Raw genomic sequence first — 13,141 nt, 5'->3', positions numbered from 1 at the left:
CGCGGGGATGCCGCAAAGGCGACTATTCGAAGGGTTCCCCCACCGGCTTGCCATCGACATAGATCTGGCGACCACTGAACGGGCGGACTTCGACCTGCGGCACGCGGCCGTGAGCTTCGGCCGCAACTTCGTTCAAGGTCGGCACGGGGGGCTGCAGACCGGCGGCTTCCGGCAAGAGCGAACCGTCAGCCTGCAACCGCAGATGCTGGACATCGCTACCCTCGAGCAGCGCGAAATGGCGATCTCCATCGGAATAGGCCCCCAGATCGAGCACCGTGCAGGAGGTGTTGCAGCGCCAGCCATCCCGCTTGAGTAACTGCTCAAACGCGGACTTGGCCTGTGGCTCCGCATCCAATCCGCGCAAATTGGCAAAGCGTCGATCCCGCTTCACCGGCGACTCCATCCAGTTCCAGCGCCGCTCCTTGCGAGCCTGCGCTTCCCGGGCGAGCTTGGCCACCTCGGCGTCCTTGCTTTTGGCCAGCTTGGTCAGCGCGCGTTTTCCGGCGTCCCCGAAATCCCATTTGAGCGCTTCGTAATCGAAATCCTCGGCGCTCACCTTGCCCCGTTCCAGCCGGGAAAGCTGGTTCGCGGCGGAAATGCCGCCGAAATCGAGAATCGGCAGCGCCAGCAGCAGAGCATAGACGCTCACTCCCGCAGCGAGATGCAGATTCGCCCGTCGCACATAGGGCCGCCAGCCCCGAACCTTGCCCCTGATCGCCGCGACCCAGGTGGCCAGGCCATAAGCACAGGCGACGGCAATGGCGGTGAGCCCCCACAGCCGCTCCGGCGAGAGGCCATACTGGGCCACGCGTGTGCCCATGGAGATTACTGCAAGCAGGGTGAGCGGTAGAATGCCCATGGCGAGCACGAAGGCGGTGACACGCATCACCCCATTGCGCGTCATGTCCGTATCGTCTTCCCGAACGATGGCGTTGGTCAGGATGAAGCACCCCGCCGCGCAGGCGAGCAGCACCGGGGTGGCGCTGCGCGTTGCCTCCCACAACACGTCGAGGCCCGAGAAAGCGACCGCGATCAGGAAAATGACCAGTGCCGCAGCCAGCGGCACCGCCAGCAGCGAGAGAACCAGCAACACTACCGATTGCAGCGCGCCCAGCACCTTCAGCGAATTGCGCAAGGTGCCTAGCGATGCCCCGAAGGCAATGCCCGCCACGCTCCAGCCGAACCAGCCCTTGTCCAGCAGGTCATGCAGCAGCTCGATCCGGATCAGCCGGAAGAGTTCCGCCAACACGAACAGCAGCAGGAAGGACAATCCTGTGAAAGCCAAGGCTCCCGCCGCGCTGACCGCATCGGTCCAGACATAGAAATGCGTATCGCGATAGGGAGTGGCGAAGCGGGTACGATGGAAGCCTGCCTGGAACAGGGGGAGCGCCAGCAAAGTTGCGATAATGCCTGCGCCAAAACCATATTCTTCGTCGGCCGCGTGATCCCCGGCATTCACTGCCCGCCAGGCGAGGCCCGCCATGATCAGCCCGGCAAGAAGAGCGAAGATCGCCGTTTCCCGCCAGTTGTCCCGTTCCAGCGAGAAGGCCGCGGCAATCGGACCGAAAAACAGGAAAGCAGCCGCAGCCATGCGCGGCGCGCTATCCGAATGACCATCGGTTACGAAGTGAAGCAGCAGGCCAGCGAGGCCAAGCAGCACGGCCAGCGCCCACGGGCGCAGCGGCCAGTCGCGCCCATGATGCGCGGTATTATCGATTCGCTCCTCTTCCATGGGTGGAGCATCCCCTATCGCCGGGGCGGCGACAAGCGCCCCGGCCATTCCATTCGCAGCTGGTTACTGAGGAAGCGGCGCGCCTTCGGGAAGGGAGGGAGCGCCGCCCGGCGCACCGCCCTGTTGCTGCTGCATCTGCATCATCTGCTGAATCTGCATGCGGCGCTGGAAATCGGCCTCGCTCATATAATCGATAAGCTCGATCTCGAAGGTCAGGTCCGCATTGGCGGGAATCACGACCTCACCCGTCATCGGGTTCTTCTGTTCCTTGGGCCCATATGCCTTCTCGGCCGGGATCTGCAGCGTGTACTTGCCGCCCTTCTTCATCTTGGCGAGGCCTTCGCCAAAGCCCGGAATGGTGCCCTGACCCAGCGGAATCGGCACGCCCTGACCCTGATCGAACACGGTGCCATCTTCCAGCTTGCCGACATAGTTCACCACCACCACATCGGTCTTGCCCGGGCTGGCGCCGGTACCCGCCGTGATTTCGGTGACCGAAACACCTTTCGGCACGGTGAGCCAGGCAAACGCCGCACCAAGGAGAATCACAACGATCACTCCCAGCCAGAGCTTGGCGAGAGAGCCTTTCTTCAGCGGCTGGAGCGGGACGCGGGTAACTTCGGCCATGGGCGTTTCCTGAAAAGCAAAAGGGCGCGGTTTTGAAGCCGCGCCCTCTTGGCTCAACAATGCTGTGGGTTCAAGCGATCTTGAACGCTTACTTCGATCCGTCGCGTTCCATCCGCTTACGCTCCAGCTTGCGGGCGCGGCGGACGGCAGCGGCTTTTTCACGGGCACGCTTTTCGCTCGGCTTCTCGAAGTGACGACGCAGCTTCATTTCGCGATAAACGCCTTCACGCTGCAGCTTCTTCTTCAGCGCACGAAGGGCCTGGTCGACATTGTTATCGCGAACGATGATCTGCATAAATTCAAACACCTCACAGCAACTGCCGGGGCGCCCCGCGAAGCGGCGGGGACCAGCCCTGACGAATCAACGAAAAATGTGCCGATTCCGCTAAGGAACGGCTTGATAGCGGGCGCCCCTAGCGAAAACCCACCCCGAAGGCAAGCATTTGAGCCCGCAAATCGATGCGGCGCGCCTTCCAACTTCGGCCCCGCGCGTCTAAGGCACCGCAAATGAGTGCCACCCCACCTCTTGCCGCAACCGCTTACGTCGCCCTTGGCGGCGGCGCGGGCGCCGTGCTGCGCTATCAGCTCGGCCGCCTGATGACCCATATTCTGGGCCCGGCCACCGTCACCGCCTTTCCCTGGGCAACACTGACCTGCAACGTGCTAGGCAGCATCGCCATGGGCGTGCTGGCCGGCTTTCTCGCTCGCCACGGAACCGGCGGGGATTTCTGGCGATTGCTGCTGGGTGTCGGCGTGCTGGGCGGCTTCACCACCTTTTCCAGCTTCAGCCTGGAAATGATGCTGCTGATCGAGCGCGGCCAGCCCACGCTGGCCTTCACCTATGCCGGCGTCTCGCTGCTGGCAGGGCTCACCGGCCTCTATATCGGCCTTATCGCGATGCGGGTGGCAGGATGAAGCCGGCAGAGGAAGTACGCCAGTTCACCGTCGGCACCGACGATGACGGCATCCGGCTTGATCGCTGGTTCAAGCGCCACCTGCCGCAAGTGGGCTTTGCCACCGTATCGCGCTGGGCCCGCACCGGGCAGATTCGCGTGGACGGCAAGCGCGCCAAGCCGGAAGATCGCCTCAGCGCCGGGCAGGTGCTGCGCGTGCCGCCGGGCGGAGAAGCTCCGTCCGGAAAGTCGCCCCGCCCTCGCCGCGAACTGAGCGAGGAAGAAGTGGCCCGAGCGGAAGCCATGGTCATCACGCAGGATCGTTCGGCCATCGTGCTGAACAAGCCGCCGGGCCTTGCAACACAGGGCGGCACCAAGATGAAGGACCATGTGGACGGCCTGCTGGACGCCTTCGTGCGCGGTGAAGAGGCCCGCCCGCGTCTGGTCCACCGGCTCGACAAGGATACCAGCGGCGTGCTGCTGGTGGCCCGCACACCCGGCAGCGCCGCCTTCTTCTCCAAGCGATTCTCGGGCCGCTCCGCCCGCAAGGTCTATTGGGCGCTGGTCATGGGCGTGCCCGATGTGCTGGAAGGCACGATCGAGGCTCCCATCGCCAAGCAGCCGGGCACCGGCGGCGAGAAGATGCATGTGGACGAGGAAAACGGCCAGCCGGCCAAGACCCGCTACCGCGTGATCGATCGCGCGGCCAAACGCGCCGCTTGGGTGGAATTGCAGCCGCTGACCGGCCGTACCCACCAATTGCGCGTCCATATGGCGGCGATCGGCCATCCCATCGTGGGTGATGGCAAATACGGTGGACCGGAGGCTTTCCTTACGGGCAGCATCAGTCGCAAGATGCACCTCCATGCCCGGCGTCTGATCATCGACCACCCCGATGGCGGCAAGCTGGACGTGACAGCCGAATTGCCGCCCCATTTCGCCACGAGCATGGAGCAGTTGGGTTTCGATCTTTCGCTGAGCGACGCATTGCCCGAAGATGACACGCCCCCGCCGTCTCGCACCGAGAAGAAGCAGATCGCGAAGGCCCACGCCAAACAATATCGCAAGGAACGGCGCGGCGAGAGGCGCAAGCGCGGCGCTTCGGATGATGCACCGCCTCGCCGGGGCAAACCTGCACCCGCTGGAAAGACCGGCGCCCGCTCAGGGGCGAAGCCGGGCCCGAAGCCTGCTGCCCGCCGTCCTGGTGCTAAACCCGCCGGAAAACCGGGGCCCAGAGGCCGCAAGTGACCATTCGCCTTGCCGTGTTCGATTGCGATGGAACGTTGGTCGATGGGCAGGCGGCGGTATGCAACGCCATGCGCGCCGCCTTCGATACGGTCGGCCTGCCAACCCCGCCCAATTCCTCCATCCGCAGGATCGTGGGGCTGAGCCTGCCGGTGGCTGTCCGCCATCTGGTTCCCGAAGCCCTTGGGGAACAGCACACCCATCTGGTCGAAGCCTATCGCGCCGCCTTTTTCGAGGCTCGCAGCAGCGGACAATTGGCCGAACCGCTTTATGACGGGATTCGCGAGTTGCTGGGCGATCTCCATGCCTCCGGCTGGGTGCTGGGCGTTGCCACCGGTAAATCGGATCGCGGGCTGAAGGGCTGCCTTGCCACGCATGGCCTGCTGGACCTGTTCTCCACCCTGCAGACGGCCGACCGGCATCCTTCCAAGCCGCACCCTTCGATGCTGGAACAGGCCATGGCTGACGCTTTCGCAGTCCCCGCCGATACGGCAATGATCGGGGATACGGCCTATGACATCGAGATGGCCCGGGCCGCGGGGGCGCGGCCAATCGGGGTCGCATGGGGCTATCACGAAGTGCAGGAACTGATGGATGCGGGGGCCGAAGCTGTGGCCACCAATGCTGCGGAATTGAGGGAATTGCTCAGGTGAGCGACGATCCGGCGCGCGGGCGCTATTTCACCATTTCCATGATCCGGCTGGCAGGCGTCGCCATGGTGCTGGTGGGCGCGCTGGTGGTGCGCCAGATCATCGAATGGCCCAAAATGGCCGGCTATGTGCTGATCGCGGCGGGCCTCATCGATGTCTATATCGTGCCGCAAATCCTGGCGCGTAAATGGCGGACGCCGAAATGAAACGGTTTTACAAGGATGTAGCAGCCGAGCAGGTCGCAGGCGGCTGGCGAGTGACGCTGGACCGGCGCGGGATCAAGACGCAACGCGGCGCGGCGCAGATCGTACCCTCCCGCGCGCTGGCAGAGGCAATGGCGGCGGAATGGGCAGACCAGGGCGAGGAGATCGACCCCGCTGCCTTCCGCTATCGCGATCTGGCCGATTACGCGATCGATATGGTCGCCGCTGACCCTGCCGCCGAGATTGCGTCCATCCTGCGCTATGCCGAAACGGATACGCTCTGCTACCGCGCGGAACCCGACGAGCCGTTGTTCGCACGCCAGGAAGCTTTGTGGGAACCTGTTCTCACAGGGCTCGAAGGGGTACATAAAGTGCGCTTCGAACGCGTGAGCGGCATCATGCATCGCCCGCAACCGGCAGAGACGCTCGCCGCGCTGAAGGCCCATCTCGAAACGCTCGATCCCTTCACCCTGGCCGCGCTGAAGACGCTCGCCTCCCTCGCGGTTTCACTGGCGGTCGGCCTCTGCGCGCTGGAGGAAGGCGCCGATGCGGAAGCCCTGTGGGCCATCGCCAATGCGGAGGAAGACTGGCAGGCCGAGCAATGGGGCTGGGAATGGACGGCGGAGGAAAAACGCGCCCGCCGCCTTGCCGAATTCACTGCCGCGCTGGACTTCGCCCGGCTGGCGCGGATGCGCTGATCGTCAGGTAATAAGCCCTGCCCTATATCTGTTACAGGGTGCCGCCATGTTGCTATCGCCTGCGCGCTGGAGAATTTCTCCCGGCAATTAAGGCGTCTGGCTCCACTTACAAAGTGCTGTGCAAGGACCGCGAGGGCACCGAAACCTGCCAGTTCTTCAACCTTGTGAGCGACCCGCTGAAACAATTCCCGTTGAAACCGCCCGTCATCTGCGAGGCCAAGGGCGCCGTGCTGCCATCGAACCCGGATGCCAATTACTGCTATTTGCGGGATCGGCTGGAAACAGAAAAGAAACTCTGAACAGCGTTTCGATCAGAGCGGGCGGTGCCCTGTTTGGAAGGATGAATGCTGAAAGAAGCTCGGCATAAAGAGTTTTCCAATATCAGCCCTCCTCCATCCCCGCCGTTCGCTGGGGAGAACGATATCGCTCAAAGCTGCCTGCCCGGAAGCCACGACATTGCGGATATTCCCGCCTCGGTTGGGAAGGCCCTCCAGCCGAACTCGCCGGGCCTCAGCCGATCCACTCCGCCACTTCAGCGGCGACCTTGTTGGCGGCTTCGTTCAGGGCGGGCGCAACGCTGGCGGCGGTGGGGGTCACGCCGCTCACCGTCGCTTCGAAACGGCGGGTGAGAATCTGGCCGTCAGGCTGCTTCAGCACCGCATCGAACCGCACGATCACGGAGCTGGTGCCAGCATCATAGCCCATCTCGCTCAGTCGGCCCGAAAGGCGCGTGGCGGCGGAATAGGCCGTATCGGGCGCCTCCACCACCAGCCGGGTCTGCCTGTCGCGGATCGTTTCGGCCAGCAGGCGCCCAAACAGGCGGGCAGGCTTTTCCACCCAAACCGCATCCTTGAGATAGGCAATGGTCGAGGGATCGACCTGCACGGGCACCCGCGCCACATCGAGTTTCTGGGGCGCGTCCGGCTCGATCACTGCCAGGGCCTGCGCCGCCGTACCGCTGGCTGAAAGGCCTGCCGGGGCGAGAGCTGTGGGAGTGAGCGTGAACAGGGTCGGCGGCGGTTCCTTGCCCAGGCTGACGCAGCCCGGCAGAGTGAGCGCCAATGCGATGGCCGCGAGCCCGGCCTTGCAGGTAACCGTCATCGCGAAATCCCTCATGGCTTATAGTCCGGCAGGTCGTTGCCCTTCAGCAGCGCGCCCGCTCCCTGATTGTCGATCTTCTCGGTGATCTTGCGCAGCGCCTGGCTCGCCTCGCGCAGGTCGCGCAGGGTGGCCTCTGCCGCCGGCAGGGTCGTTTCGGAAAGCTGGCGCGTGGCGGGCTGCGCGGTCTTGAGCGTGGTATCCAGCGATTCCGCCGCCAGCTTGGCCGATTTCAGCGTATCGCGCAGTTGGGCGGCGAGTTGCTCCCCATCCTTCTTCAGCAGGCCATCGGCAGTGCCCATGGTCTTTTCAAAGGCGGCGAGGCTGCCCGATGCCTGGCGCAAGGTGGCCTGCAATTCGGTAAGCGTCGCTTCGATCTGCGGCGAGGCATCGGCCACGTGATCGGTCAGCCGTTCGGTATTCTTGAGAATGCCGGCAATCGATGCCTGATTGTCGTCCGACAGAAGCTGCGTCAGCCGGTCCGTCAGCGTCGCCAGCCGTTCCAGCAGCAGCGGGGCGTTGGACAGGATTTCGCCCAGCCCGCCGGGCTTGGCCGCGATCGTGGGCTTGCCTTCCAGACAGCTGGTGTTCTGGCAAGTGATCTCCGGCGCGCCTTCGCGTGCACCATCGAGCTGGACCTTGGACGATCCCGTGAAGCTGGACTGCACCGTGGCCACTGTTCCCACCAGGATCGGCACATCCTTGCCCACCCTGATCCGCACGCGAACATATTCGGGGTTCCGGGGCCACAGCTCGATTTCCGAAATCTCGCCCACCGGCACGCCCGAGAAAGTGACGTTCGATCCGCGGGCCAGCCCGTCGACCGACTGCTTGAAGAAGATGTCATACTCCTTCTTCTGCGCACCGCTGAGCCCCGCGATCCACATGATGAATACCGCCAGGGCTGCCAGCAGGAACAGAGTGACTGCCCCCACCCAGACATGGTTCGCGCGCGTTTCCATAGGCTGTCTATGCCCCCCCGCCCGCAGGCTTGTCCATGGTCCCGGTTTGTTTTTGACCGGCCCGTTTCTGGCCGGCCCGTTCCTGGCTGGCTTTCGCTGCCCGCCCCCGCGGGCCGTTGAAATATTCCTGGATCCACGGATGGTCCATGGCCAGCAATTCCGGGATCGTGCCCACGCCGATCACCTTGCCGTCAGCCAGCACCGCCACGCGGTCGCAGATTTCGAAAAGCGTATCGAGATCGTGAGTGATCAGGAACACGGTCAGCCCCAGCACATCCGCCAGCTCGCGGGTCAGCCGGTCGAACGTGGCAGCGCCGACAGGATCGAGCCCCGCCGTCGGCTCGTCCAGAAACAGCAGCTCCGGGTCCAGCGCCAAGGCGCGCGCCAGCCCGGCGCGCTTCTTCATGCCGCCGGAAAGCTCGGACGGGAACTTGCTGGCCGCCTCTTCGGGCAGGCCCGAAAGGCGCACCTTGTAGCGCGCGATCTCGTGCCGCAGTTCCGGTGCGATTTCCGGATAGAATTCGCGCAGCGGCACTTCCACATTCTCGCCCACGGTGAGGGTAGAAAACAGCGCCCCGCCCTGAAACAGCACACCCCAGCGGGAGCGTATGTCCGCCTGGCTGCCGTCCCCAAGATCGGTGACCTTGTGGCCCAGCACCTCGATCTGCCCTTCATCGGGCACCTGCAGCCCAATGATGGAGCGCATCAGCACGGATTTGCCCGTGCCCGATCCGCCCACCACGCCGAGCACTTCCCCGCGCCGGACCTTCAGGTCCAGCCCATCATGCACGGCATGCCCGTCAAACCGGTTGACCAGCCCCTGCACGATCACGGGATATTCGCCCTGGAATCGCTCCGGATCGAACGGCAGGGCGCGGCGCTCCACGCTGGCGGCGATCTGTTCCTCGCTCATCCCCAGCCCACCTCGGTGAAGAACACCGCGAAGAAGGCGTCGAGCACGATCACCATGAAGATGCCCTGCACCACCGCCATGGTGGTGCGCAGGCCCACTTCTTCCGAATTACCGCGAACCTGCATCCCCTGATAGCAGCCCGCCAGTGCCACGATCAGGCCGAACACGGGCGCCTTGACCATGCAGACCCAGACGTCATGCAGCGGAACCACTTCCTGAATGCGGCTGAGGAAAGTGAAAAAGGGAATGCCTAGCGTCAGGTCGGAAACGATGGCGCCGCCGATAATCGCCAGCCCGGCAGAAAAGAAGCCCAGCAGCGGCATCATCAACACGGCCGCGATCAGGCGCGGCAGGATCAGCGCCTCCAGCGGAGAGACGCCAATAGTCCGCATCGCGTCCACTTCCTCGGTCAGCTTCATCGTGCCGATCTGCGCGGCAAAGGCGGAGCCGGACCGGCCGGCCACCATGATCGCGGTCATCAGCACGCCCAGTTCGCGCACGGCGAGGCGCCCGGTCAGGTTCACCGTATAGATTTCCGCGCCGAACTGGCGCAGCTGCACCGCGCCTTGCTGGGCGATCACGATGCCGATCAGGACGCTCATCAACCCGATGATGCCCAGCGCGGAGACGCCCACCAGCTCGAACTGGCGCGTGATGGAGGCAATGCGCAGGCGGCGCGGGTGAGCGAGCAGCGAGCCGAATGCCATGAGAATCGCGCCAAGAAAGCCCAGCAGCTTCACCACGCCGAGGCCCCAATTATAGACGCGGGTGCCCACGGCCGCAGGTACGCGAGTAATGAAGGGCAGCCGCGGCGGCTCCACCGTGCCTTCGCCCTGCGCGCCCTGCACCGCTTCGATCAGGCGCTGCGCATCTTCGCTGGCGCCGGTTATCTGCGCCTTGGTCTCGCGCGCGAAACGCCAGACGATCCAGGCGCCCACCGTATCCACCGGCCCGGCCTCTGCCAGATCGATCTGGTCAACAGGGCCCTGCCAATCGCGCAGCTTGCGGTCGATCACGCCAATGGAGGAAATCAGCAAGGGGCCGGCCAGCACCAGTCTGGTGCCGCCCTTATCGTCCGTCTCGACGGTGAAATCAGCCCATTCCCTCATCGTCTTGAGCTATGGGGGCAAAATGGGCCCGGGACAAGGCGCGAAGCGCGCGCCGGGGGGAACGGAGCCATCGCGGCAAGTCATTGGGCATTGCACCGCACAAGTGCGGCTGGCAAAGGCCCAAGCCAGTATGAGCGACACTCTGGACAAGACTTTCGACCCGGCCGCAATCGAGGCCAAGTGGTATTCCCATTGGGAGAGCAACGGCCTGTTCCGACCCGAGCGGCCCGACGCGCAACCCTTCACCATCGTGAACCCCCCGCCCAACGTAACGGGCAGCCTGCATATCGGCCATGCGCTGGACAATACGCTGCAGGACGTGGTCGTGCGGTACGAGCGGCTGCGCGGCAAGGATGCGCTGTGGGTGGTCGGCATGGACCATGCCGGCATCGCCACGCAGATGGTGGTCGAACGCCAGATGGAGCAGCGGCAGGACAAGCGCACCAACTACACCCGCGAAGCCTTCGTGGAGAAGGTGTGGGAATGGAAGGCCGAAAGCGGCGGCGCCATCACCGGCCAGTTGCGCCGCCTGGGCTGCTCCATGGACTGGAGCCGCGAGCAATTCACCATGGACCCGCACTTCACCCGCGCGGTGCTCAAGGTGTTCGTGGACCTGTATAATCAGGGCCTGATCTACCGCGACAAGCGGCTGGTGAACTGGGACCCGAAACTGAAGACCGCCATTTCCGACCTGGAAGTGGAAACCCGCGAGGTTCAGGGCGGCTTCTGGCACTTCAAATATCCGCTGGCCGATGGCGTGAAGCTGGACAACGGGCAGGACTACATCGAAGTCGCCACCACGCGCCCGGAAACGATGCTGGCCGATATGGCCGTGGCCGTGAATGCGGAAGACGAGCGGTATAAGAGCGTCATCGGCAAGGAAATCCTCCAGCCGATCACCGGTCGGCGCTTCCGGATTGTGGCGGACGAACATGCAGACCCCGAACTGGGCAGCGGCGCGGTGAAGATCACGCCGGGGCATGATTTCAACGATTTCGAAGTGGGCAAGCGCGCCGGGATCGCTCCCGCCGACATGCTCAACATGCTCGATGAAAATGCCTGCGTAGTGCAGACGGCGGACGGTCTGGTGCCGGAGGAATTCCTCGGGCTGGACCGCTTCGACGCGCGCACGCTGGTGGTGCAGCGGATGAAGGAGCAGGGCTTCCTCATCCCCCACGTCACCAAGGACAAGGAAGGCAACGAGGTTCTGCACGATGCCGAACCGCGCACCATCCAGACGCCCTTCGGCGACCGTGGCGGCGTGGTGATCGAGCCCTGGCTGACCGACCAATGGTATGTCGATGCCGCAACGCTCGCTCAGCCCGCGATGGAAGCGGTGCGCAGCGGCGCGATCGAGATCGTCCCCAAGAGCTGGGAAAAGACCTATTTCAACTGGATGGAGAACATCCAGCCGTGGTGCGTGTCCCGCCAGCTCTGGTGGGGCCACCGGATTCCGGCGTGGTATGGGCCGGATGGTGAAGTATTCGTCGCCGAGACTGAAGAAGAGGTGACGCAACTTGCGACGGCCCATTACCAGAGCAAGGGCCTGCAAAATCCGCAGATAGATCTGCTCAATGTTGCCTATCAAAAGATAGGGAATGAAGTTGTCGGTTGGGTCGGCGAAGTCCGAGATACCGAAAACACTCAGATTACCAGCTCGACTGTCGCTTTGACCCGCGATTCCGACGTGCTCGACACCTGGTTCTCCTCCGCCCTGTGGCCCTTCGCCACGCTGGGCTGGCCGGACGAGACCGAGCTGCTCGCCAAGCACTATCCCAACGATCTGCTGATTTCCGGCTTCGACATATTGTTCTTCTGGGATGCGCGCATGGCGATGCAGGGCATCCATTTCATGGAAGATGTGCCGTGGAAGCGGCTCTATCTCCACGGACTGGTGCGCGCACCGGATGGGGCGAAGATGTCCAAGTCCAAGGGCAATGTGGTCGATCCGCTGGGCCTGATCGACAAATATGGCGCGGACGCGCTGCGCTTCTTCATGGCGGCGATGGAAAGCCAGGGCCGCGACATCAAGATGGATGAGAAGCGGGTCGAAGGATACCGCAACTTCGCCACCAAGCTGTGGAACGCCACGCGCTTCTGCCAGGCCAACGGCATTGGCGCCTCCGCCTCCATCGAAGCGCCTGCTGCCACCAGCGCGGTCAACAAATGGATCATCGGCGAAGTCGTCGAAACCGTGGCCGAGCTGGACAAGGCCATGGCCGAACTCCGCTTCGACGCGGCGGCCAATGCCATCTACCACTTCGTGTGGGACACTTTCTGCGACTGGTACATCGAACTCATCAAGGGCAACTTCGACGAGGAAACCAAATCCGTCGCCGGCTGGGTGCTCGACCAGATTCTGGTGATGCTGCACCCCTTCATGCCCTTCATCACCGAAGAGCTGTGGAACGCGCAGGGCGAGCGGCCTTACGAACTGATCCTCGCCAAATGGCCCGAACCGAATGCACAGGTCGATCCGGCGGCCAAGGCGGAAGTGGAGTGGCTGATCGCCCTCACTTCCAACATCCGCACGGCCAAGAACGAGCTGGGCATTGCTCCCGGCGCCAAGCTGGAAGCCTATCTCGAAGCGCCCAGCCCGCTCGGCAAGGGCGTGATTGAGGCCAATGCGGCGGCAATCGACCGGCTGGCGCGCCTCTCGGCCATCCGCTTCGAAGCGGCACCGGCAGGCGCGGCAATGCAGATCGTGGCGGGCGGCGACGTGTTCGTCATCCCGCTGGAAGGCATCATCGACATCGAGGCTGAAAAATCCCGCCTGACCAAGGCGCTGGAAGCTTCGCGCAAGGAAGCCAAGTCGCTCGAAGGGCGGCTCGGCAATCCGGCCTTCGTCGAAAAGGCCAAGCCCGAAGCAGTCGAGAAAGCCCGCGCCGACCACGCCCACCACGCTTCCGAGGCCGAGAGGCTGGCGGCGGCTTTGGAACGGTTGGGGTGATGCTGGCGCGCGTGCTTCGACAGGCTCAGCATGGGCGGACTTGTTTTCAAACCCAAGTTCC

General features: G+C 63.9%; 14 protein-coding genes. 7 read left to right on the top strand and 7 right to left on the bottom strand.

From position 1 onward, the window contains the following. Window positions 1-22: 22 nt before the first annotated feature. From H0274_RS13220 to rpsU, 3 genes are all read right to left on the bottom strand, one after another. Window positions 23-1,732, bottom strand: a complete 1,710-nt coding sequence (locus H0274_RS13220) for a DUF4153 domain-containing protein (RefSeq protein ID WP_226795963.1) — start codon at window positions 1,730-1,732, stop codon at window positions 23-25. A gap of 63 nt (window positions 1,733-1,795) precedes the next feature. Continuing rightward, window positions 1,796-2,359 (bottom strand): FKBP-type peptidyl-prolyl cis-trans isomerase, encoded by a 564-nt coding sequence (locus H0274_RS13215; RefSeq protein ID WP_226795962.1) that lies wholly within the window; start codon window positions 2,357-2,359, stop codon window positions 1,796-1,798. 88 nt (window positions 2,360-2,447) lie between these two features. After that, window positions 2,448-2,654: a 30S ribosomal protein S21 gene (gene rpsU / locus H0274_RS13210; RefSeq protein WP_054531871.1), complete on the bottom strand. Its 207-nt coding sequence runs from the start codon at window positions 2,652-2,654 to the stop codon at window positions 2,448-2,450. Window positions 2,655-2,866: 212 nt separating this feature from the next. On the opposite strand from rpsU, the gene crcB reads away from it, so the two are divergent. The 6 genes from crcB (at window position 2,867) to H0274_RS13180 (ending at window position 6,347) form a co-directional block, all read left to right on the top strand. After that, window positions 2,867-3,274, top strand: a complete 408-nt coding sequence (crcB, locus tag H0274_RS13205; RefSeq protein ID WP_226795961.1) for a fluoride efflux transporter CrcB — start codon at window positions 2,867-2,869, stop codon at window positions 3,272-3,274. Further along, window positions 3,271-4,500: an RluA family pseudouridine synthase gene (locus H0274_RS13200; protein WP_226795960.1), complete on the top strand. Its 1,230-nt coding sequence runs from the start codon at window positions 3,271-3,273 to the stop codon at window positions 4,498-4,500. Before crcB ends, H0274_RS13200 begins: the two co-directional genes overlap by 4 nt. 2 nt (window positions 4,501-4,502) lie before the next feature. Next, window positions 4,503-5,150 (top strand): HAD-IA family hydrolase, encoded by a 648-nt coding sequence (locus H0274_RS13195; protein WP_226796162.1) that lies wholly within the window; start codon window positions 4,503-4,505, stop codon window positions 5,148-5,150. Beyond that, window positions 5,147-5,353, top strand: coding sequence for a hypothetical protein (locus H0274_RS13190; RefSeq protein WP_226795959.1), 207 nt, complete (start codon window positions 5,147-5,149; stop codon window positions 5,351-5,353). The genes H0274_RS13195 and H0274_RS13190 overlap by 4 nt, the downstream gene beginning before the upstream one ends. Beyond that, the gene (locus H0274_RS13185; RefSeq protein ID WP_226795958.1) at window positions 5,350-6,048 is read left to right on the top strand and encodes an ATP12 family chaperone protein; all 699 of its coding nucleotides are present in this window, start codon (window positions 5,350-5,352) and stop codon (window positions 6,046-6,048) included. The genes H0274_RS13190 and H0274_RS13185 overlap by 4 nt, the downstream gene beginning before the upstream one ends. Window positions 6,049-6,161: 113 nt before the next feature. After that, window positions 6,162-6,347, top strand: coding sequence for a hypothetical protein (locus H0274_RS13180; protein ID WP_226795957.1), 186 nt, complete (start codon window positions 6,162-6,164; stop codon window positions 6,345-6,347). 211 nt (window positions 6,348-6,558) lie between these two features. On the opposite strand, the gene H0274_RS13175 is transcribed toward H0274_RS13180, so the two are convergent. From H0274_RS13175 to H0274_RS13160, 4 genes are read right to left on the bottom strand one after another with little or no spacing between them, the layout of a single operon-like run. Next, window positions 6,559-7,149 carry an ABC-type transport auxiliary lipoprotein family protein gene (locus H0274_RS13175; RefSeq protein ID WP_226795956.1) on the bottom strand — a complete coding sequence of 197 codons (591 nt, stop codon included), beginning with the start codon at window positions 7,147-7,149 and terminating at the stop codon, window positions 6,559-6,561. Window positions 7,150-7,160: 11 nt separating this feature from the next. Further along, window positions 7,161-8,108 carry an MlaD family protein gene (locus tag H0274_RS13170; RefSeq protein ID WP_226795955.1) on the bottom strand — a complete coding sequence of 316 codons (948 nt, stop codon included), beginning with the start codon at window positions 8,106-8,108 and terminating at the stop codon, window positions 7,161-7,163. A 7-nt stretch (window positions 8,109-8,115) separates the two neighbouring features. Beyond that, on the bottom strand, window positions 8,116-9,021 hold the full coding sequence (locus H0274_RS13165; protein WP_226795954.1) for an ABC transporter ATP-binding protein: 906 nt from the start codon (window positions 9,019-9,021) through the stop codon (window positions 8,116-8,118). Then, a complete protein-coding gene (locus H0274_RS13160) occupies window positions 9,018-10,130 on the bottom strand; it encodes an MlaE family ABC transporter permease (RefSeq protein ID WP_226795953.1) in 1,113 nt (370 codons plus the stop codon). Before H0274_RS13160 ends, H0274_RS13165 begins: the two co-directional genes overlap by 4 nt. 130 nt (window positions 10,131-10,260) lie before the next feature. Here H0274_RS13160 and H0274_RS13155 point away from each other — a divergent pair, with 130 nt between their 5' ends. After that, entirely contained in the window at window positions 10,261-13,080 is a 2,820-nt protein-coding gene (locus H0274_RS13155) for a valine--tRNA ligase (protein WP_226795952.1), read from the top strand. Window positions 13,081-13,141 lie beyond the last annotated feature (61 nt).

This window comes from Fulverythrobacter ferritrahens, from assembly GCF_020539485.1.
Taxonomy (GTDB): Bacteria; Pseudomonadota; Alphaproteobacteria; order Sphingomonadales; family Sphingomonadaceae; genus Andeanibacterium; species Andeanibacterium ferritrahens.
Note: the sequence above shows the minus strand (reverse complement) of the source record. Positions and strands in the feature narration are given on the sequence as shown.

What these genes read in the sequence shown, in the direction of transcription:
- H0274_RS13220 (WP_226795963.1), bottom strand. Translation starts at nt 1,732, where the DNA reads ATGGAAGAGGAGCGAATCGATAATACCGCGCATCATGGGCGCGACTGG.
- H0274_RS13215 (WP_226795962.1), bottom strand. Translation starts at nt 2,359, where the DNA reads ATGGCCGAAGTTACCCGCGTCCCGCTCCAGCCGCTGAAGAAAGGCTCT.
- rpsU (WP_054531871.1), bottom strand. Translation starts at nt 2,654, where the DNA reads ATGCAGATCATCGTTCGCGATAACAATGTCGACCAGGCCCTTCGTGCG.
- crcB (WP_226795961.1), top strand. Translation starts at nt 2,867, where the DNA reads ATGAGTGCCACCCCACCTCTTGCCGCAACCGCTTACGTCGCCCTTGGC.
- H0274_RS13200 (WP_226795960.1), top strand. Translation starts at nt 3,271, where the DNA reads ATGAAGCCGGCAGAGGAAGTACGCCAGTTCACCGTCGGCACCGACGAT.
- H0274_RS13185 (WP_226795958.1), top strand. Translation starts at nt 5,350, where the DNA reads ATGAAACGGTTTTACAAGGATGTAGCAGCCGAGCAGGTCGCAGGCGGC.
- H0274_RS13175 (WP_226795956.1), bottom strand. Translation starts at nt 7,149, where the DNA reads ATGACGGTTACCTGCAAGGCCGGGCTCGCGGCCATCGCATTGGCGCTC.
- H0274_RS13170 (WP_226795955.1), bottom strand. Translation starts at nt 8,108, where the DNA reads ATGGAAACGCGCGCGAACCATGTCTGGGTGGGGGCAGTCACTCTGTTC.
- H0274_RS13165 (WP_226795954.1), bottom strand. Translation starts at nt 9,021, where the DNA reads ATGAGCGAGGAACAGATCGCCGCCAGCGTGGAGCGCCGCGCCCTGCCG.
- H0274_RS13160 (WP_226795953.1), bottom strand. Translation starts at nt 10,130, where the DNA reads ATGAGGGAATGGGCTGATTTCACCGTCGAGACGGACGATAAGGGCGGC.
- H0274_RS13155 (WP_226795952.1), top strand. Translation starts at nt 10,261, where the DNA reads ATGAGCGACACTCTGGACAAGACTTTCGACCCGGCCGCAATCGAGGCC.